The organism is Aristophania sp. ESL1142, assembly GCF_058107345.1.
In genome coordinates this window covers 195,010-213,360 of record NZ_JBYLUH010000002.1, presented here as the reverse complement: position 1 = coordinate 213,360, position 18,351 = coordinate 195,010, and the positions used below count along the sequence as shown (strand labels likewise).

The 18,351-nt window shown below is 47.5% G+C and carries 17 protein-coding genes; 12 read left to right on the top strand and 5 right to left on the bottom strand.

The window, feature by feature from the left end; all coding sequences use genetic code 11:
• Positions 1-124: 124 nt before the first annotated feature.
• Complete coding sequence (locus tag AC3B6P_RS08665) at positions 125-1,009, top strand: NAD(P)-dependent oxidoreductase (protein ID WP_489805735.1); 885 nt, start codon at positions 125-127, stop codon at positions 1,007-1,009.
• A gap of 107 nt (positions 1,010-1,116) precedes the next feature.
• The gene (locus tag AC3B6P_RS08660; protein ID WP_489805734.1) at positions 1,117-1,725 is read left to right on the top strand and encodes a superoxide dismutase; all 609 of its coding nucleotides are present in this window, start codon (positions 1,117-1,119) and stop codon (positions 1,723-1,725) included.
• 73 nt (positions 1,726-1,798) lie between these two features.
• Here the strand turns inward: AC3B6P_RS08660 and yajC are convergent, their stop codons facing one another.
• On the bottom strand, positions 1,799-2,152 hold the full coding sequence (gene yajC, locus AC3B6P_RS08655) for a preprotein translocase subunit YajC (RefSeq protein WP_489805733.1): 354 nt from the start codon (positions 2,150-2,152) through the stop codon (positions 1,799-1,801).
• 85 nt (positions 2,153-2,237) lie between these two features.
• Between yajC and AC3B6P_RS08650 the strand changes: the two genes are divergently transcribed.
• Positions 2,238-3,131 carry an ATP-binding protein gene (locus AC3B6P_RS08650; RefSeq protein WP_489805732.1) on the top strand — a complete coding sequence of 298 codons (894 nt, stop codon included), beginning with the start codon at positions 2,238-2,240 and terminating at the stop codon, positions 3,129-3,131.
• Positions 3,128-3,556, top strand: a complete 429-nt coding sequence (locus AC3B6P_RS08645) for a (deoxy)nucleoside triphosphate pyrophosphohydrolase (protein ID WP_489805731.1) — start codon at positions 3,128-3,130, stop codon at positions 3,554-3,556. The genes AC3B6P_RS08650 and AC3B6P_RS08645 overlap by 4 nt, the downstream gene beginning before the upstream one ends.
• 12 nt (positions 3,557-3,568) lie before the next feature.
• Here AC3B6P_RS08645 and AC3B6P_RS08640 read toward each other — a convergent pair whose 3' ends face one another.
• Positions 3,569-4,456: an SMP-30/gluconolactonase/LRE family protein gene (locus AC3B6P_RS08640; protein WP_489805730.1), complete on the bottom strand. Its 888-nt coding sequence runs from the start codon at positions 4,454-4,456 to the stop codon at positions 3,569-3,571.
• Between the two features lie 100 nt (positions 4,457-4,556).
• Between AC3B6P_RS08640 and AC3B6P_RS08635 the strand changes: the two genes are divergently transcribed.
• Entirely contained in the window at positions 4,557-5,309 is a 753-nt protein-coding gene (locus tag AC3B6P_RS08635; protein ID WP_489805729.1) for a competence/damage-inducible protein A, read from the top strand.
• Positions 5,310-5,329: 20 nt separating this feature from the next.
• Here AC3B6P_RS08635 and AC3B6P_RS08630 read toward each other — a convergent pair whose 3' ends face one another.
• From AC3B6P_RS08630 to AC3B6P_RS08620, 3 genes are all read right to left on the bottom strand, one after another.
• Positions 5,330-6,298, bottom strand: a complete 969-nt coding sequence (locus AC3B6P_RS08630; protein ID WP_489805728.1) for an acetyl-CoA carboxylase carboxyltransferase subunit alpha — start codon at positions 6,296-6,298, stop codon at positions 5,330-5,332.
• A 90-nt stretch (positions 6,299-6,388) separates the two neighbouring features.
• Positions 6,389-7,276 carry a tyrosine recombinase gene (locus AC3B6P_RS08625; RefSeq protein ID WP_489805727.1) on the bottom strand — a complete coding sequence of 296 codons (888 nt, stop codon included), beginning with the start codon at positions 7,274-7,276 and terminating at the stop codon, positions 6,389-6,391.
• A 32-nt stretch (positions 7,277-7,308) separates the two neighbouring features.
• Positions 7,309-7,521 (bottom strand): hypothetical protein, encoded by a 213-nt coding sequence (locus AC3B6P_RS08620; RefSeq protein WP_489805726.1) that lies wholly within the window; start codon positions 7,519-7,521, stop codon positions 7,309-7,311.
• 184 nt (positions 7,522-7,705) lie between these two features.
• Here AC3B6P_RS08620 and aroB point away from each other — a divergent pair, with 184 nt between their 5' ends.
• The 7 genes from aroB (at position 7,706) to alaS (ending at position 18,299) form a co-directional block, all read left to right on the top strand.
• Positions 7,706-9,358 carry a 3-dehydroquinate synthase gene (aroB, locus tag AC3B6P_RS08615; RefSeq protein WP_489805725.1) on the top strand — a complete coding sequence of 551 codons (1,653 nt, stop codon included), beginning with the start codon at positions 7,706-7,708 and terminating at the stop codon, positions 9,356-9,358.
• Positions 9,359-9,573: 215 nt separating this feature from the next.
• Entirely contained in the window at positions 9,574-10,686 is a 1,113-nt protein-coding gene (locus tag AC3B6P_RS08610) for an OmpA family protein (RefSeq protein ID WP_489805724.1), read from the top strand.
• A gap of 306 nt (positions 10,687-10,992) precedes the next feature.
• Positions 10,993-12,105: an OmpA family protein gene (locus AC3B6P_RS08605; protein ID WP_489805723.1), complete on the top strand. Its 1,113-nt coding sequence runs from the start codon at positions 10,993-10,995 to the stop codon at positions 12,103-12,105.
• A 325-nt stretch (positions 12,106-12,430) separates the two neighbouring features.
• Entirely contained in the window at positions 12,431-13,546 is a 1,116-nt protein-coding gene (locus AC3B6P_RS08600) for an OmpA family protein (RefSeq protein WP_489805722.1), read from the top strand.
• A 304-nt stretch (positions 13,547-13,850) separates the two neighbouring features.
• On the top strand, positions 13,851-14,996 hold the full coding sequence (locus tag AC3B6P_RS08595) for an OmpA family protein (RefSeq protein ID WP_489805721.1): 1,146 nt from the start codon (positions 13,851-13,853) through the stop codon (positions 14,994-14,996).
• Positions 14,997-15,153: 157 nt separating this feature from the next.
• A complete protein-coding gene (locus tag AC3B6P_RS08590) occupies positions 15,154-15,513 on the top strand; it encodes a GtrA family protein (RefSeq protein WP_489805720.1) in 360 nt (119 codons plus the stop codon).
• Positions 15,514-15,662: 149 nt separating this feature from the next.
• Positions 15,663-18,299 carry an alanine--tRNA ligase gene (gene alaS / locus AC3B6P_RS08585; protein WP_489805719.1) on the top strand — a complete coding sequence of 879 codons (2,637 nt, stop codon included), beginning with the start codon at positions 15,663-15,665 and terminating at the stop codon, positions 18,297-18,299.
• The last annotated feature ends 52 nt before the right edge of the window (positions 18,300-18,351 follow it).

The window sequence follows — 18,351 nt, the reverse complement described above, 5'->3', positions numbered from 1 at the left end:
CGCTTATGCAGCCCGCAAGCGCTATCACGTTTTCGCTACTCGCCTCACAAACACTCTTATATAAGCTAGAATGACAAGACGATAGAGCGGTCTTTTTTATTAATATTTCAGTCTGGAGCAGAAAATGAACGACCAGATCATTGGTTTCGTCGGTTATGGTGCAATGGCTTCCCTAATGGGGAAGAACCTGACCAAAGCTGGCTATAATGTTATAGCCTATACGCCTTCTGGGCTGGTTCTCGGGCAAAAATCTCCTGTCCCTATGCTATCCTCCCCACGCAAAATTGCAGAGAAATCAGATGTCATCATTCTCTGCGTTCCTGATGATCATGCAGAAAAAAAGATGCTCGAGGGTGAGAACGGTCTTCTGGCTGGTCTTAAAAAAAATCAGCTTATCCTTGATACATCAACTGTTTCTCCTAAATGGGCAGACCATCTGGCTAAGCTTTTGTGTGAGTACCATGTTCAGGCCCTTGACTGCCCGATGTCAGGAAGCACACCAGAGGCTGAAAAAGGCGAGCTTATCATGCTTGCAGGAGGCGATGAAGCTGTAGTCAAACGGGCAAAACCTATTCTTGATTGCATTGGCCGCCTTACAATCCATACAGGTCCTGCTGGCTCAGCCGCACGTCTTAAACTTGTCATTAACGGTATTATGGGAGCCACACTCAATGTGGTTGCAGAAGGCGTCTCTTACGGTCTGGCTGCCGGAATTGACCGGGATGTCCTCTATAATAGCTTACAAGAGCTCGCCGTTATCAGCCCGCATCACAAGCGCAAACTTAAAATGGCACAGAACAGATCTTTTCCTGCCCAGTTTCCGACACGTCTCATGCTCAAGGACATGAAACTTCTCCTTGATGCTGGAAAGAATACATCTGCGACCCTTTCTGCTATGGCAGACACCACGCAGGCACTTTCACGCTCTAACGAACACCATAAAGATGAAGATTATTCGGCGTTAATTGGGGAGCTTGAAAAAGCCGCCCTCTCAGCCTCCCGTTCTTAAAACAAGCAGAAGCAGGCTTCACGCTTGACGAGTGTCTCCGCACTACATAGCTAATGTACCAAGCTGAGCTGTTTTGCTGACAGCTCTGTAAATCAAGGAGTATGTTTATGTCTTTTACCCTTCCCTCCCTCCCTTATGCAGCTGACGCTCTTGCTCAGGCTGGCATGTGCCAGGAAACATTAGAATATCATCACGGGAAACATCATCAGGCTTATGTCAACACATTAAACAGTCTTGTTGAAGGCAATAGCTCTTTACAGGGGAAGTCGCTCGAAGAACTAGTCCAGCTCTCTTTCAACAAGGCTGAGCTAACACCTGTTTTCAATAATGCCGGGCAGCACTGGAATCACAGCTTTTTCTGGACATGTTTGTCACCTAAAGGGGGCAAGATCCCTTCCAAACTGGAAGCGAAAATCAATGAAGATTTCGGCTCAGTTGAGAAATTCAAGGCTGATTTCAAACAGGCTGCCACAAGCCAGTTTGGCTCCGGTTGGGCATGGCTGGTCCTAAGTCCTGAAGGTAAACTGAAAATCACAAAGACAGGCAATGCAGGTACACCTGTTGCTGAAAAAACAGATCGCCCTCTTCTGACATTTGATGTCTGGGAACATGCCTATTACCTGGACTTCCGTAACCGTCGTCCAGACTATACTACAAACTTCCTTGATAATCTGGCGAATTATGAATTCGCTGAGGCCCAGCTTCTTTCAGCCTAAAGCCTATAATAAAAAAGCCTCCATAGCTTTCACCGCTATAGAGGCTTTTTTACAGACCGCTTATAAACCTGGATTAGGCATCATTTGCTGGTTTGTCGCGCGGAATAACCGTCGTAATCGTGCTACGAACAATTTTTACGCGAACATTAGGAGCAATTTCGACATCAATTTCTGGTGAATCTTCGCGTGTCGCCTGCACAACACCGACAATACCACCCGCCGTTACGATTTTATCTCCACGACGTAGCCCGTCCTGTTTTTCACGCAACTGACGCTGACGTGTCTGCTGTGGTCTGATTAACAGGAAATAAAACACCACAAAAATCAGGATAATCGGCGCATATTGCATAAGAGCCTGCACTGAAAAAGCTCCGCCTCCACTAGCTTGATCAGCTGCATAAGCGGTTGAAAACAGGAGTGTGTACATAAGATTCGCGCTTCCATCTTGCTAATTAATGCTTGCGACCATATCGTGAGGAGAACTGGCGTCAAGCGTTCAATCAAGAGTTATTATGTCACAGCAAACCTTACCCATGACAGATTTATTACCAATTCTGAACCGTATTGCAGATAGTCTGGAGCGTATGGCTCCTCCTAAAATCGATACAGCCCTGCTTGAAGACCATTCTCTTGACGCTTTTCTATGGGGAGGAAGTACAGGCCTGCTGATACCGGTCCAGAAAGTACAAGCAGTGCCTCTTTCCTATCTTTGTGGCATTCAGAGACAGTGTGAGATCGTGCTTGACAACACACAACATTTTGCTGCTGGGCGTGAGGCGAATAATGTCATGTTATGGGGAGCGAGAGGCATGGGAAAATCCTCGCTCGTCAAAGCCTGCGTGCTGGAAGTTAATAAAACACAGCGTGAAAAACATAAAACACCTTTAGCTCTTATTGAAATTCCCCGTGATGAGCTCTCCACACTCCCCCAGCTACTCGCTCTCCTGAGACAGACTGAAAGACGTGTCATCCTGTTTTGTGATGATCTTTCCTTTGAATCACAGGATGCGGATTATAAATCCCTCAAATCAGTTCTGGATGGTGGGATTGCGGGCAGACCGGAAAATGTTGTGGTTTATGCAACATCTAACCGCAAACATCTCATGCCACGCGATATGATTGAAAATGAAGCCAGTTCTTCCATCAATCCGGGTGAAGCCATTGAAGAAAAAGTCTCCCTTTCTGACCGTTTCGGTCTATGGATCGGACTTTATAGTGCCTCCCAGGACGATTACCTGACGATTGTCAGAACCTATGCCCACGCGAAATCATTACCCATTAATGACGAAACACTTGCAGAAAAAGCTCTGCAATGGTCATTAGCCAGGGGCAGCCGCTCTGGGCGTGTTGCAAGTCAGTTCATTACAGCCCTTGCAGCTGAACTTGAAGCCAAAATCGCCAAATGACAATTGCCTCTAAACGTCTGGTCATGGTTTCAGCAGCTATTCTAATCAATAATGACCAGCATATTTTACTCGCACAACGCCCTGAGGGGAAACCTCTTGCAGGTTTATGGGAATTCCCCGGAGGTAAAATTGAAGCCGGAGAATCCCCTGAACACGCTCTCTGCCGTGAGTTACTGGAAGAGCTTGATATTGCCGTCAAAGAAGAAGATTTGCAGCCCTTCACCTTTGTCAGCGAAGAGTGCGAGAAATTCCATCTCTTAATGGTTCTCTACACATTAAGAGAATGGAGCGGCACATTAAGGGGGCGGGAAGGACAAGTCTTTAAATGGGTTTCAACTTCAGAACTTGGACAATATGCCATGCCAGAGCCTGACCGGCCTCTCATTCCCAAACTTCAGAATTTCTTCAGACATTCCTCTTTCTGATAAAAAGCGCTTTTAAAAAGCCGGAAAGCGCGCTTGCTCCCACCCTGGAATTTCTGTCCTGAACATAAAGAGCCCCCCTGCTTGGGGCTCTTTCAAGAGCACCTCTTCCTTCAGCCCATTTCTGGCGGTTGTGACATAAACAGTCCTATAATCCGCCCCACCGAAACAGATTTTAGTCACATGACTGACTGGCATTTTAATAAAGGGCAATTCACGACCATCAGGCCGGAAACGGGCGATACGCCCCCCATTCCAGACACCGCACCAGAGAGTTCCCTCCGTATCTGTAACAAGGCCATCTGGATAACCTTGCTGCAAACGGGCAAAAATCCTTTTTCGGCAAAGATGACCATTTTCATCAAGATCATAAGCATAAATAGATTGCCGGGGACTATCAGCAACATAAAGGACCGCTCCATCTGGAGAAATAGCTGGTCCATTTGAGACAATATAATTTTCATCAATCTGACAGAGCGAGAGACGTTTTCCCATGCTTTCGAGACAGAAAACGCCCCCTGTTGGCAGCTCCTCTTTCATATCCATTGTCCCGAACCAGAGTCTCCCGACATGATCAATGCAGCCATCATTAAGCCGGTTTCTTCCCATTTCATTCTCAACCTTACAGAGCAGAGAAAATACACCTGTTTCCGGAATAAAGCGGGAGAGACCCTCCTGATGTCCTATGATGAATGTCCCATCACTGACAGGTAGGATAAAAGCTGTATGGGGAGGTGCCTGCCATGAATCCATATGCCCCTTTTCTGGTTGATAACGATGCAGCTTATGACCCAGAATATCAACGAAATAGAGACTATGTTCCTGAGGGCTCCAACAAGGCCCCTCTCCCAATCTGGCTTTCAGATCAAGGATACAGACAGGTTCATTTAAAACTGATCTCATCACAAGAATCTTACCCCTGAAAATGCTATCCCTTTTCTTTTATAGTCTCTAGTCTTTAGAAGAAGATTCCATAGTTCCAAAGCAAAGGATTTAATACGACATGCCTCCCAAAACAGCCTGTTTTATTGTGATCGGCAACGAAATCCTCTCTGGACGGACTCAGGAAGCCAATACAGTCACACTTGCACAAGCCCTCAACCATCAAGGGATTAAACTCGACGAAATCCGAACCATCCCTGATAATGAAGAGCGTATCATATCTACCGTTAATGAGTGCCGCATCAAATTTGACTATATTTTCACAAGCGGTGGCATTGGCCCCACTCACGACGATATAACAAGTGCCTCCATATCCAAGGCGCTTGGGCTCCCCTTCATTTGCCATAAGGAAACATTTGATCTACTCAAAAAAGCCTTCAAACCAGGTACTTTTAACGAAGCAGGCCAACGTATGGCCTGGTTTCCCGAAGGGGCAACGCCAATCAAGAGCACCGTTTCAGTCGCCCCTGGCTTTTCTGTTGCCAATATTTATGTCATGGCAGGTGTCCCCTCCATCTTCCGGTCTATGGTTGAATGGCAAATTCCACGCCTACCCCAGGGAGCACCTTTATGCTCACAGGCCTGGTATGGTTTCGATATTTACGAAAGCAGAATCGCAAAATCCTTTAGTGAGCTGCAGGATGCGTACCCAGAGCTGGATCTTGGCTCCTATCCCTTCAGCAGGGATGGCAGACATGGCGTTGCTCTTGTCGTAAAAGGCTATGATGCCCCGATGGTTAAAGAAGCAGGTGCCAAATTAAAATCAATTATTGAAAAAGTTGAGGCTACCCCTTTTGAAGGGGAGCCTCTCTAAAAATTCATTCCAAAGCAGTATCAATGCTCTCTGGTCATAGCGAGATAACGTTCCCGCCTTTTCTCAAGAAGCATTTCTGGCGATAGTGCGATCAGATCAGGCAGACCGGCTTCAATCATATTCCCTACTGTCTCAATGACAGATTCCGGCTGACGCTGAGCGCCTCCGACAGGCTCCGGCACAATTTCATCAATCAGGTTGAATTTCTTCAGATCCTGTGCCGTCAGTTTCAATGCTTCAGCCGCAGCTGGAGCCAATTTGGCATCACGCCACAAAATAGACGCCGCAGCTTCAGGAGAAATAACCGAATAAATTGCATGTTCCAGCATAAAAACGCGGTCTGCCGCAGCAATCGCAATCGCCCCACCAGATCCACCTTCTCCGATCACTGTTGCAATCACAGGCACAGGAAGATTAAGTGAAACATCAATTGAACGTGCAATTGCCTCTGCCTGTCCGCGGGCTTCGGCATCAATTCCGGGCCATGCTCCGGCAGTATCGACAAAGCTTAATACAGGCAGACTAAAACGGGCTGCGAGTTGCATAAGGCGCTGAGCCTTACGATATCCTTCCGGCCTGGCCATACCAAAATTATGCTTAAGGCGGCTTTCGGTGTCAGAACCTCTTTCCGTTCCCAAAACCACCACAGGCTGGCCACGAAAACGAGCTAGCCCTCCCACCATTGCCTGATCGTCCCCAAAAACACGATCTCCAGCCAAGGGCGTAAAATCAGTCATAAGACGTGCAATATAATCCAATGCATGTGGGCGCTGAGCATGTCTTGCGACCTGCACTTTCTGCAAAGGCGTTAATTTACCATAGACCAGACGAAGCTGCTTATCGGCCTTTTCAGACAGACGCATTATTTCTTCATCAATGTCTAAACCATCCAGACCAAACCCGTCTTCACGGCGTCCCATCTGGCGTAATTCGTCGATCTTGGTTTCAAGCTCGGCGACTGATTTTTCAAAATCTAGGAACTGGCGCATAGATTGCGCGATAGCATGAGCAGAGCAGAAGAAACAGTCTTTATTTAATCAAACACCCCAAATTTATATCCGTCATTTCTGACTTCACTCTCAGGACTCTGACGATAATGGATGATAATGAACCATGATTTCTTTTAAACGCTCACTCATAACCTGTGTGTAAATCTGGGTTGTAGCGATATCAACATGCCCCAGAAGCATCTGTAATGCTCGTAAATCCGCCCCACGATTTAAAAGATGCGTTGCAAAAGAATGACGCAGAACATGCGGACTGACCCTTTGTGGATCTATGCCAGCCTTTAGAGCACAGGCACGTAGAATCTTGTCAAAACCCTGCCTTGTTAAAGGGTTACCAGGCTTGCGACCAGGGAAAAGCCAGGGACTATCGAGGATTGCATCATAATGAACCAGAGCTTCAGCGGCATTACGAGCCGATTCGGAAAATGGGACAAGTCTTTCACGCCCCCCTTTCCCTTTAATCAGCAACATACCTTCTTCCCGCTGTGTAATTGTTGAAGGCAACGATAAAAGCTCTGAAATTCTCAATCCCGTTGTATAAAGGAGCTCCAGAGCTGCCCTGGCCACGATATCACGCCGGGGGTCATCATGATGACAGGACCCACTCTCAATAAGGCATTTCACCTCTTCTTCAGTTAAAGGATGAGGGAGGGAAGCTCTGTAACGGAACCCTGAAATATCGGAAGCCGGATTAAAGGATATTAGTTTCTCCTGAAACAAAAATCGATAAAACTGTTTCAGACAGGAAAGATGCCGCGCCAAGGAGCGGTCACTCAATCCCTCTTCAGCCTTCTTTCCCAAATAGGCACGGATATCTTCTGGCTGTATCTCAGCAAAAACTCTTTGACCACACCATACAGCAAAATCTTCGAGGTCTGCCTGATAAGCGAGTCTCGTTCTGAATGCTGCCCCCTTTTCTGAAGCATACATTTCAAGAAACCGCTCAATTAAAGGATCCATTATCAGCCTTGAATATCTTTCACTGACTTATCTTATTCCCCTGGCGGTGAAACAGGAGGCAGGTCAGGCAAAGAATGCGTATCCAGCTGTGAGTTTTGTTGTGCCTGTTTTAGAACATGGTGCATTTTCACCTGTACTGGCGGCTTTACCTGTCCAAGATACACAGCCCCACCACCTAGAGCCGCCACTATAAGAAGGATAACGAGCCCTGTTATCACAAAAGCTCCTTTTGCTGACCGAAACATATTCATTACCCTCATGACTTTTTAGACGCAAACTTGCCGGAAATATTGCATAAAGCGTCAAAACGCCTTTGAATTTACTGGAATTTTACAATCTCATAAAGTCATACAGGACAAAATTATGGTTTCTCTCACACTTCGTGATAGAAAGTTTTTTATTATCTTTATCTATGGGAACCGGACTTAAATGACGAAAATTCCACGGATTATCGTCCTGATTGGCCATATGGGGGCTGGTAAGACAACATTAGGGCGCCGCCTTGCCCATGCACTCAAGCTCCCTTTTATTGATCTTGATAGTGAAATTGAAAAAGCTGCCGGTTGTTCCATTGCAGAAATTTTCTCAACACACGGAGAGGCACATTTCCGCGAAGGAGAGCATAAAGTTATCCGCCGCCTTCTTCATGGCGCAAGTTGCGTCCTGGCGACTGGTGGCGGTGCCTGGATGGATGAACGCACACGTGAGCTTGTAAAAAACACGACCGGCACACGCTCCATCTGGTTACATGTTCCCCTCTCAACCCTCCACGCACGCCTGATTCACAACAAAGCCAAACGGCCAGTTCTACATCAAAGAAGAGAAAGCCTGCACGAAACATTACAGCGCCTCGCATCTGTCAGGCATCCGTTATATGCCCAGGCAGATATGGTCGTTAATTTTGGAGAAGAAACCGTGGATGAAGCAGTTCAGAAACTCATCACAGCTCTCGAGACTTATGAGGCCCCTCAAAAAGTTTCTGTAAGCCTGCCCCATCATCATTATGACGTCGTCATAGGCCATGGCCTTCTCAGCAAGGCCGCAGCTTACATTGGACCATTTCTTAAAAATAATCATGCCATTGTCATCACAGATGAAACGGTGGCACTTCATCATCTTGCTACATTTCAATCCTCTTTCGAACACAGCGCTGTACGCCTTGACATAATTGCCGTTTCCCCGGGGGAGGAAAGCAAATCTTTCGCGACATACCAACGTGTGATGGAAGATTGCCTGGCACTTGGGCTTGAACGTCGTTCAACCATCATCGCCCTGGGAGGCGGGGTTGTAGGAGATCTTGCAGGGTTTGTCGCAGCTACTGCCATGCGTGGTGTTCCCTTTATTCAGATACCAACCACACTTTTATCCCAAGTGGATAGCTCTGTCGGAGGGAAAACCGGGATCAATACCAGAATCGGCAAAAATCTGGTTGGTGCTTTCTGGCAGCCACAACTCGTTCTGGCAGATATCACAACACTTGAAACCTTACCCAAACGCCAGCTTATTGCCGGCTATGCAGAGATCGTCAAAGCAGGGCTTATTTCTGACCCGGCACTTTTTGCCTGGTGTGAAAAAAATGGAAAAGCCCTTTTAGATGGTAATACAGTCCTGCTAGGCGAAGCCGTTCAAAAAGCCTGTGCCTTTAAGGCCCATGTCGTATGTGCAGATGAACGCGAACAAGCCTCACAAGGCGGAAGAGCACTTTTAAATCTCGGCCATAGTTTTGCCCATGCACTGGAAGCTGAATTCCACTATGACGGGCGCCTTCTCCATGGAGAAGCTGTCTCTATCGGACTGCATCTGGCTATGGCTCTCTCTGTTAAAATGGGATTAGCACCTGAAAACGACCTTAAACGTCTTGATGCCCATCTTGAGGCGCTTCATATGCCCGGAAAAATCTCTGACTTACCTGATCAACTCCAGGTTTCGGCACTCCTGGAACATATGACACGAGATAAAAAAGTCCATGATGGTTGCCTGACCTTCATACTTCTTCACGGTATTGGAGAGGCTTTTACCTGCCGCAAAGTTGATACCGAACTGGTTAAAGCTCTCTATCTTGAAGAAGGATGTCTGGGTTAACCTTATTCTATACTCACATAAAATCGTGTTTTTCATGCAACAGGTGATAATGTTCTTCTTCAAAAGGGGATTTTATTAAATAATTGTCCAGAAATTATTAACTATCAGTCCGGTATTTTTGTCCTATATCGTCTGGGTGAGCTGCTATTGATAATAACAGATCGTCTGACGTGAATGAGTGTTTATGATTAAACATTAAACAAGGACGAATGAGAATGCTTACACGTACAGCACTCCTTGCCGTAACCGCCTTGGCAGCCGCGCCTACACTGGCACTGGCAAGCACCATCACTGGGCCATATGTAGACCTTGGGGGTGGGTATAACCTGACACAACATCAACACATGTCGACCCCGGCTACAGGAGCTAATGGCCACCTCCATCAAATGGATGGCTATACTGGCTACCTCGCCGGTGGTTGGGGCTTCGGTAACGGCCTCCGTCTGGAAGTCGAGGGCATCTACGCTCAGTCATACAACACCATTTTCGGTGGTAAAAATGGCACTCCAAGAAGCCGTGCCAATGGCTCCAACCAAGGGTATGGCGGTTTGATCAATGTCCTTTATGACATTGACCTCGCACAATTCGGCATTGACGTTCCTGTCACACCGTTTGTCGGTATCGGTGCTGGTTATATGTGGGAAAAATATCGTCTGCATGAGGGGTCTTCTGCCGCTAATGGCATGAAGTCCATGTCTCGCACAGGTGGTGGTTTTGCTGCACAGGCAATCGTCGGTGCCGCTTACGACATCCCAGGCGTTCCAGGTCTTGCTGTAACAACACAATACCGTTTCCTCGCTCAGACAGGCAGCCAGTCCGGTGTCAATATCGGCAACTACAGAGACACAGCCGGTAACCGTGTCCATACAGGCACACGCTATCAGCACATGTTTATCCTCGGACTGCGTTATGCATTCAACAATGCACCTCCTCCTCCTCCAGCACCTGCCCATGTCGTCGTTCCTCCTCAGAGAACAGCAGCACGCACTTATCTCGTCTTCTTTGACTGGGATAAATCTAACCTGACACCTCGCGCTCGCGAAATCGTCGCTCAGGCAGCTCAGGCTTCCACTCACGTTCAGACCACTCGCATCGAAGTTAACGGTTATACCGATAACTCCGCTGCTCACCCCGGTCCTCGTGGGGAAAAATACAATATGGGCCTCTCACTGCGTCGTGCCAACAGCGTAAAAGCTGAGCTCGTTCGTGATGGTGTCCCCGCTACAGCAATCGACATCCATGGCTATGGGGAGGCTCACCCTCTCGTCGCTACAGGACCTAACACGCGTGAACCTCAGAACCGTCGCGTCGAGATTATCCTTAAATAATCTCACAACACCTTCCACAAGGTCTCACAAAAAGGGTGCCTCTTACTAAGAGGTGCCCTTTTTTTCTTATAAAATTACCAGAAATACTCTTTATTTTCTATTCTCAGAGAAAGTATACACCGTGTCTTCTTTACAACACAACCTTCCAATTTCACGATCCATTCATGCTATTTACCTTTTAAAAAGGATATATTCATCTTATATTAACTAGCATCGATCTCGTAGGGCTGTGTCTTTTCTTAGATACCACCGACCAGTCTGAAACGTAGATCATACAAATTCGTAGTTTTATAAGGACGAATGAGAATGCGTACACGTACAGCACTTCTTGCCGTAACTGCCTTAGCAGCTGCACCTACCTTGGCATTGGCAAGCACTATCACTGGACCATATGTTGATCTCGGCGCCGGTTATAATCTGACACAAAGCCAGACATACAAAGTTAAATCAACGGGTACAAAAGGGCGTGTTCATCAATCAGATGGTTATACGGGCTTTTTATCAGCTGGTTGGGGCTTTGGTAATGGTCTTCGTCTCGAACTCGAAGGTATTTATACTCAAAGCAATAACAACTCCATAAGCCATCATGGTGTTGGCAACGGAAAAACGAGGACTGGTGGTAGTAACCAGGGCTATGGTGCTCTCGTCAACATCCTCTATGATATTGATCTTGCCCAGTTCGGTATCGATGTTCCTGTCACACCATTCGTCGGTATCGGTGCTGGCTATATGTGGGAAAAATATCGTATCCACGGCAATTCAGGAAGCGGTGTAGGCCGGATTATGAACTCCACAGGTGGTGGTTTTGCTGCACAGGCAATCGTTGGTGCCGCTTACGACATCCCAGGCGTTCCTGGCCTGGCCCTTACCACGCAATATCGCTTCCTCGCTCAGACAGGCAGTGGTTCGGGTGTGAATATCGGCACATATCATGCAGATGGTGGTCATCGCGTCCATACAGGTTCGCGTTACCAGCACCAGTTCATCCTCGGGCTGCGTTATGCGTTCAACAATGCGCCTCCTCCTCCTCCAGCACCTGCCCATGTCGTTGTTCCTCCTCAGAGAACAGCAGCACGCACCTATCTCGTCTTCTTCGACTGGGATAAATCTAACCTGACACCTCGCGCTCGCGAAATCGTCGCTCAGGCAGCTCAGGCTTCCACTCACGTTCAGACCACTCGCATCGAAGTTAACGGCTATACCGATAACTCCGCTGCTCACCCAGGTCCTCGTGGGGAAAAATACAATATGGGCCTCTCACTGCGTCGTGCCAACAGCGTAAAAGCTGAGCTCGTTCGTGATGGTGTCCCCGCTACAGCAATCGACATCCATGGCTATGGGGAGGCTCATCCTCTCGTCGCTACAGGACCTAACACGCGTGAACCTCAGAACCGGCGCGTCGAGATTATCCTGAAGTAATCACGATACGGCCTTTACGATCTCACTTTAATAAGGATGCCCCCCTACACGGGGGCATCCTTATTTTATTCAGGAAAATCATAAAGATAATTTCTTAAACACACAGGAAATTATATAGTATAAATAAGATACTTAATAACAGTACGTGACTTTTGGGTGACATAACCATGAATTAATAGTGAAATAATTCACATTAACCTTTTAAAGACAATATGTTTATTTAATGTTAATAACCATTAATCCCACAGATACCTGATGCTTTTGAACACATCAATCAGTCTGACAGGTAGATTAATAAAATTGTTGTTTTAAAGGACGAATGAAAATGAATATCCGTACAGCACTTCTTGCTGTGACAGCATTAGCTGCTGCACCTACCTTGGCATTGGCAAGCACCATCACTGGCCCGTATGTAGACCTTGGTGCCGGCTATAATCTGACACAGCATCAGAAATTTAAAGGTACCTCAATTACTAACCAGATGCGTGGACATACAAACCAGACAGATGGTTACACAGGCTTCCTTTCAGCCGGTTGGGGCTTCGGTAACGGTCTTCGCCTCGAACTTGAAGGTATTTATACTCAGTCTTATAACGGTAAACTACGGGCTCACGCACCAGGTAGCACTTCCGAGAGTCGTGGGATAAAAGGCTCAAACCAAGGCTATGGTGCTCTTGTTAATGTCCTTTATGACATTGACCTCGCACAGTTTGGGATTGATGTCCCCGTTACGCCATTCGTTGGTATCGGTGCCGGTTATATGTGGGAAAAATATCATCTCCACAATTCGTCAGTCGGTCATATAATGACTTCAGCAGGTGGTGGTTTTGCTGCACAGGCAATCGTTGGTGCCGCTTACGACATCCCAGGCGTTCCAGGTCTTGCTGTAACGACACAATACCGCTTCCTGGCACAGACAGGCAGTGGTTCAGGTGTAAATATCGGCACATATCATGATGGTTCAGGTGGCCGTATACATACGGGCACACGTTACCAGCACCAGTTCATCCTCGGGCTGCGTTATGCGTTCAACAATGCGCCTCCTCCTCCTCCAGCACCTGCCCATGTCGTTGTTCCTCCTCAGAGAACAGCAGCACGCACCTATCTCGTCTTCTTCGACTGGGATAAATCTAACCTGACACCGCGCGCTCGCGAAATCGTCGCTCAGGCAGCTCAGGCTTCCACTCACGTTCAGACCACTCGCATCGAAGTTAACGGCTATACCGATAACTCCGCTGCTCACCCAGGTCCTCGTGGGGAAAAATACAATATGGGCCTCTCACTGCGTCGTGCCAACAGCGTAAAAGCTGAGCTCGTTCGTGATGGTGTCCCTGCTACAGCAATCGACATCCATGGCTATGGTGAGGCTCACCCTCTCGTCGCTACAGGACCTAACACGCGTGAACCTCAGAACCGTCGCGTCGAGATTATCCTTAAATAATCTCACAACACCTTCCGCAAGATCTCACAAAAAGGGTACCTCTTACTAAGAGGTGCCCTTTTTGTTGCATTGTGTTTCATTATCTTCAGAGCTCCATATTCCTCATAAAGATATTTTTGTGTTTTTTACGCAACACGTTAATATATTCTCATAACCTATTAACAGTATTTACCTTTTGAAAAGGATATGTTGGCTTTATATTAACCAATATTGACCACGTGAGGCTTGACCCTGCTTCAGGAAAACCGCAACTGAGCCTTACGCGTTGATTTATGAAATTTAGCTTTATTAAGGACGAATGAGAATGCGTATACGTACAGCACTTCTTGCTGTGACCGCTTTGGCAGCTGCACCTACCTTGGCATTGGCGAGCACCATCACTGGCCCGTATGTAGACCTTGGTGCCGGCTATAATCTGACACAAAGCCAGACTTTCAAAGATAAAGGAGCAAATCCACAAGGTTCCATTAAAGGTAAAGTTCATCAATCAGATGGCTATACCGGCTTCCTGTCAGCAGGCTGGGGCTTCGGTAACGGGATCCGCGTCGAACTGGAAGGCATTTATGCCCAAAGCAACAATAGCTCCGTAAGAGGTCATACTCCTGGCTATTCTTCACACAAAGTGAAAACCGGTGGTGCTAACCAAGGCTATGGCGCCCTCGTTAATGTCCTCTATGATATTGATCTTGCCCAGTTTGGTATTGATGTTCCCGTTACACCGTTCGTTGGTGTCGGTGCCGGTTATATGTGGGAAAAATACCGTATCCATGGAGATTCCAGCCGATTCACGGGCGGCTCTGGAAATATTATGCGCTCCACTGGCGGCGGGTTCGCTGCACAGGCAATCGTCGGTGCCGCTTATGACATCCCTGGTGTTCCGGGACTTGCCCTTACCACACAATATCGTTTCCTCGCTCAAACAGGCAGCGGTTCAGGTGTGAATATCGGCACATATCATGATGGTAGTCACCAGAATCATAGGGTGCATACAGGTTCACGTTACCAGCACCAGTTTATCCTCGGGCTGCGTTATGCATTCAACAATGCACCTCCTCCTCCTCCAGCACCTGCCCATGTCGTCGTTCCTCCTCAGAGAACAGCAGCACGCACCTATCTCGTCTTCTTCGACTGGGATAAATCTAACCTGACACCTCGCGCTCGCGAAATCGTCGCTCAGGCAGCTCAGGCTTCCACTCACGTTCAGACCACTCGCATCGAAGTTAACGGTTATACCGATAACTCCGCTGCTCACCCAGGTCCTCGTGGGGAAAAATACAATATGGGCCTCTCACTGCGTCGCGCCAACAGCGTAAAAGCTGAGCTCGTTCGTGATGGTGTCCCTGCTACAGCAATCGACATCCATGGCTATGGGGAGGCTCACCCTCTCGTCGCTACAGGACCTAACACGCGTGAACCTCAGAACCGTCGCGTCGAGATTATCCTTAAATAATCTCACAACACCTTCCGCAAGGTCTCACAAAAAGGGTGCCTCTTACTAAGAGGTGCCCTTTTTTGTATGTTTTTCTGGAACCATAAATAATTAAGAAACTTTCATGAACCCTTCCATAAACCGGGACATCTTTTCACAATTTATATGTTTCGGAGTCGTGGGAACATCAGGACTTATTATTGACTGGCTCTTTCTAAAAATTTTACTTCTCGTCCTGCCTTTTCCGCCCGCTATAAGTTGTGCCTATATCCTATCTGCATCCTGGAACTGGCTACTCAATCGTCTTTGGACATTTCGCAAAACAAGCCATGACCACCATAAGGCTTCTGTACAATGGGGAAGATTTCTTCTAGCCACGATCCCAGGCTTTTGCGTTAATCGTGGCATCACTCTCACCCTTCATTATTATGTTCCTTCACTGGCACAGGAAAATCTGATTATTCTTTTTTGCGGCGCACTAGGAGGGATGCTGATCAATTTTCTCTTAACAAAATATTGTGTATTTTCTGCCACATAGCCCATTAAGAAATATTATTGTTGTTTTCCCTTTGTTAAAAGGATCTTATTTTTAACAGCCAGAATCTCTTATCCATTTTCAAGACCGTAACAATCGGTTAGGAAAAGAGATAATTTTCCGTCTATGTCTGGAAGCAGAAATACCAAACCATGACCAGCACGAACGACATCCGCTCCGCTTTCCTTAGCCACTTTGCTGCTGCGGGGCATCAAGTCCTCCCATCAGCCTCCCTGGTTCCACAGAATGATCCTACATTGCTGTTTACCAATGCAGGGATGGTTCCTTTCAAGAATATTTTTACGGGCCAGGAAACACGCCCCTATAAAAGGGCTACAACCGCACAAAAGGTCGTTCGTGCAGGCGGCAAACATAACGACCTGGATAATGTCGGCTATACAGCCCGCCATCATACATTCTTTGAAATGATGGGGAATTTCAGCTTCGGGGATTATTTCAAAGCTGAGGCAATAGAATTTGCCTGGAACCTGCTTACAAAGAAATTTGGCATTTCCAAAGACAAGCTTCTGGCTACAGTTTATGCCGAGGATGAAGAAGCGGCGACTTTATGGAAAAAGATCGCTGGCTTTTCAGACGACAAGATCATTCGCATCGCAACGACAGATAATTTCTGGCGTATGGGCGATACCGGACCCTGTGGTCCCTGTTCCGAGATTTTTTATGACCATGGGCCACAGATAGCTGGTGGCCCTCCTGGAAGCCCAGATGAAGATGGTGACAGATTTGTAGAAATCTGGAACCTCGTCTTTATGCAATTTATGGAAGAAGCCGGCGGCAAGCGTTCAAATCTACCCAAGCCTTCCATCGACACCGGCATGGGATTGGAACGCTTTGCCGCAGTGATGCAGGGTAAATGCGATAATTACGATACAGACACATTGCGCGCTTTAATTGAAGCCTCGGCTGAAACACTCCATCAGGATGCGGATGGCCGCTTTAAAACAAGTCACCGTGTTGTCGCCGACCATTTACGCTCAACTGCTTTCCTAATAGCTGATGGTGTGCTGCCTTCCAGTGAAGGACGGGGCTATGTACTGCGCCGTATCATGCGCCGTGCGATGCGCCACCTTCATATCATGGGTGCCAGAGAGCCGGTTTTCTATCGTCTGCTCCCTGCCTTGATTCAGGAAATGGGAAATGCTTATCCCGAACTCTCCCAGCATAAAGCTCTCATTACGGAAACCATAAAAGGCGAAGAAGAACGTTTCGAAGCACTTCTGACCCGTGGCCTTGCCTTGCTGGAAGATGAAGTTTCCCGCCTACCTCAAAATGGCACACTTGCCGGTACTGTGGCCTTCAAATTATACGACACGTTCGGTTTCCCCCTTGATCTGACACAGGATGTCCTGCGTGAACAAGGCCATAAAGTCGATGAAAAAGGCTTTGAAGAGGCTATGGCTGAGCAACGCAAACGTGCCCGTGCGGCATGGGTTGGATCAGGTGATAGCGGTGTAGAGACCATTTGGTTTGATGCTCGTGACAGGCTGGGTGCAACAGAGTTTCTTGGTTACGTCACAGAAACAGCTGATGCTGAAGTCCAGGCTATCTTCCGCGGACAGGATGAACTCGCTGAAGCTCCTGCCGGTTCTGAAATCGCCATCATCCTGAACCAGACGCCTTTTTATGGTGAAAGCGGCGGCCAGGTCGGGGATCATGGCACGCTAACAGGCGATCATCTCCTCGTTAAAATTACTGATACGCAAAAGAAAAACGGGGATCTCGTCGTTCATTATGGCAAAGTCATAGAGGGTGTTCTCAAACCTGGCATGACAGTCCATGCTGAGATTGATCATGAACGCCGCACAAGGATTCGTGCCCACCATTCAGCTACTCACCTGCTTCATGAAGTGCTCAGACGTCAGATCGGTGAACATGTTGCACAGAAAGGCAGTTTAAACTCTCCTGACAGACTTCGCTTCGATATAAGCCAGCCACGCCCCTTGACCGCAGAGGAGCTGAAAGCTGTCGAACAGGAAGTTAACAGTCTGATTCGCCAGAATTCCGAGGTTCAGACTCGTCTTCTCACTAAAGATCAGGCAGTTGCTGAAGGTGCAATGGCCCTATTTGGTGAAAAATATGGAGACGAAGTGCGCGTTGTCACAATGGGGAATGGTGAAGGAGATCGTTCAGCTTATTCCATTGAACTTTGCGGTGGCACACATGTCGAAAGACTTGGCGATATTGGTCTTTTCCGTATTCTTTCTGAAACTGGTGTTTCCTCAGGCGTTAGACGTATTGAGGCTGTTTGTGGAATTGCAGCGGAAGAAGCTGCGAACTCAACCGAGGCTTTGTTACAGAAGATTGCTGACCTTCTGAAAGTTGCTCCCAATGAAGTGCCGCAACGCCTTGAAGGTCTTCTTGAAGAACGCAAGAACCTCAATGCCCAAATTTCATCTCTTCAGCATAAACTGGCCACAGGTGGTAATACTGAAGCCATCGAGACAGTCAATAATGTCAAATTTGCTGGCCGTAATTTAGGCGATATCAATCCACGAGATCTGAAGGGCCTGGCAGAAACATTATTGAAACAGCTTGGTTCAGGAATTGTCGCCCTCTTATCCAGCGCAAATGAACGTGGCAGTCTTGTCATCGCCATTTCTCCTGATCTGACAGACCGCATAAGCGCCGTTGAACTGGTAAGAGAAGCAGCACCCCTTATGGGGGGCAAAGGTGGTGGAGGCCGGCCGGACATGGCTCAGGCTGGCGGTACCGAAATCGCTGAAAAAGCAGTATTTGACATGATCCGCTCAAAAATCGAACAGATCTGAATCAGTCTTTTTTAAACATCACGCCTGTTTCCTCCACATCCTTTAAAAGGCA

Excerpts from the sequence above, each read along its gene's own strand:
- AC3B6P_RS08640 (WP_489805730.1), bottom strand. The coding sequence starts at position 4,456 with ATGAGATCAGTTTTAAATGAACCTGTCTGTATCCTTGATCTGAAAGCC.
- AC3B6P_RS08635 (WP_489805729.1), top strand. The coding sequence starts at position 4,557 with ATGCCTCCCAAAACAGCCTGTTTTATTGTGATCGGCAACGAAATCCTC.
- yajC (WP_489805733.1), bottom strand. The coding sequence starts at position 2,152 with ATGTACACACTCCTGTTTTCAACCGCTTATGCAGCTGATCAAGCTAGT.
- alaS (WP_489805719.1), top strand. The coding sequence starts at position 15,663 with ATGACCAGCACGAACGACATCCGCTCCGCTTTCCTTAGCCACTTTGCT.
- AC3B6P_RS08605 (WP_489805723.1), top strand. The coding sequence starts at position 10,993 with ATGCGTACACGTACAGCACTTCTTGCCGTAACTGCCTTAGCAGCTGCA.
- AC3B6P_RS08610 (WP_489805724.1), top strand. The coding sequence starts at position 9,574 with ATGCTTACACGTACAGCACTCCTTGCCGTAACCGCCTTGGCAGCCGCG.
- AC3B6P_RS08600 (WP_489805722.1), top strand. The coding sequence starts at position 12,431 with ATGAATATCCGTACAGCACTTCTTGCTGTGACAGCATTAGCTGCTGCA.
- AC3B6P_RS08595 (WP_489805721.1), top strand. The coding sequence starts at position 13,851 with ATGCGTATACGTACAGCACTTCTTGCTGTGACCGCTTTGGCAGCTGCA.
- AC3B6P_RS08620 (WP_489805726.1), bottom strand. The coding sequence starts at position 7,521 with ATGTTTCGGTCAGCAAAAGGAGCTTTTGTGATAACAGGGCTCGTTATC.
- aroB (WP_489805725.1), top strand. The coding sequence starts at position 7,706 with ATGACGAAAATTCCACGGATTATCGTCCTGATTGGCCATATGGGGGCT.
- AC3B6P_RS08665 (WP_489805735.1), top strand. The coding sequence starts at position 125 with ATGAACGACCAGATCATTGGTTTCGTCGGTTATGGTGCAATGGCTTCC.
- AC3B6P_RS08660 (WP_489805734.1), top strand. The coding sequence starts at position 1,117 with ATGTCTTTTACCCTTCCCTCCCTCCCTTATGCAGCTGACGCTCTTGCT.
- AC3B6P_RS08650 (WP_489805732.1), top strand. The coding sequence starts at position 2,238 with ATGTCACAGCAAACCTTACCCATGACAGATTTATTACCAATTCTGAAC.
- AC3B6P_RS08625 (WP_489805727.1), bottom strand. The coding sequence starts at position 7,276 with ATGGATCCTTTAATTGAGCGGTTTCTTGAAATGTATGCTTCAGAAAAG.
- AC3B6P_RS08645 (WP_489805731.1), top strand. The coding sequence starts at position 3,128 with ATGACAATTGCCTCTAAACGTCTGGTCATGGTTTCAGCAGCTATTCTA.
- AC3B6P_RS08630 (WP_489805728.1), bottom strand. The coding sequence starts at position 6,298 with ATGCGCCAGTTCCTAGATTTTGAAAAATCAGTCGCCGAGCTTGAAACC.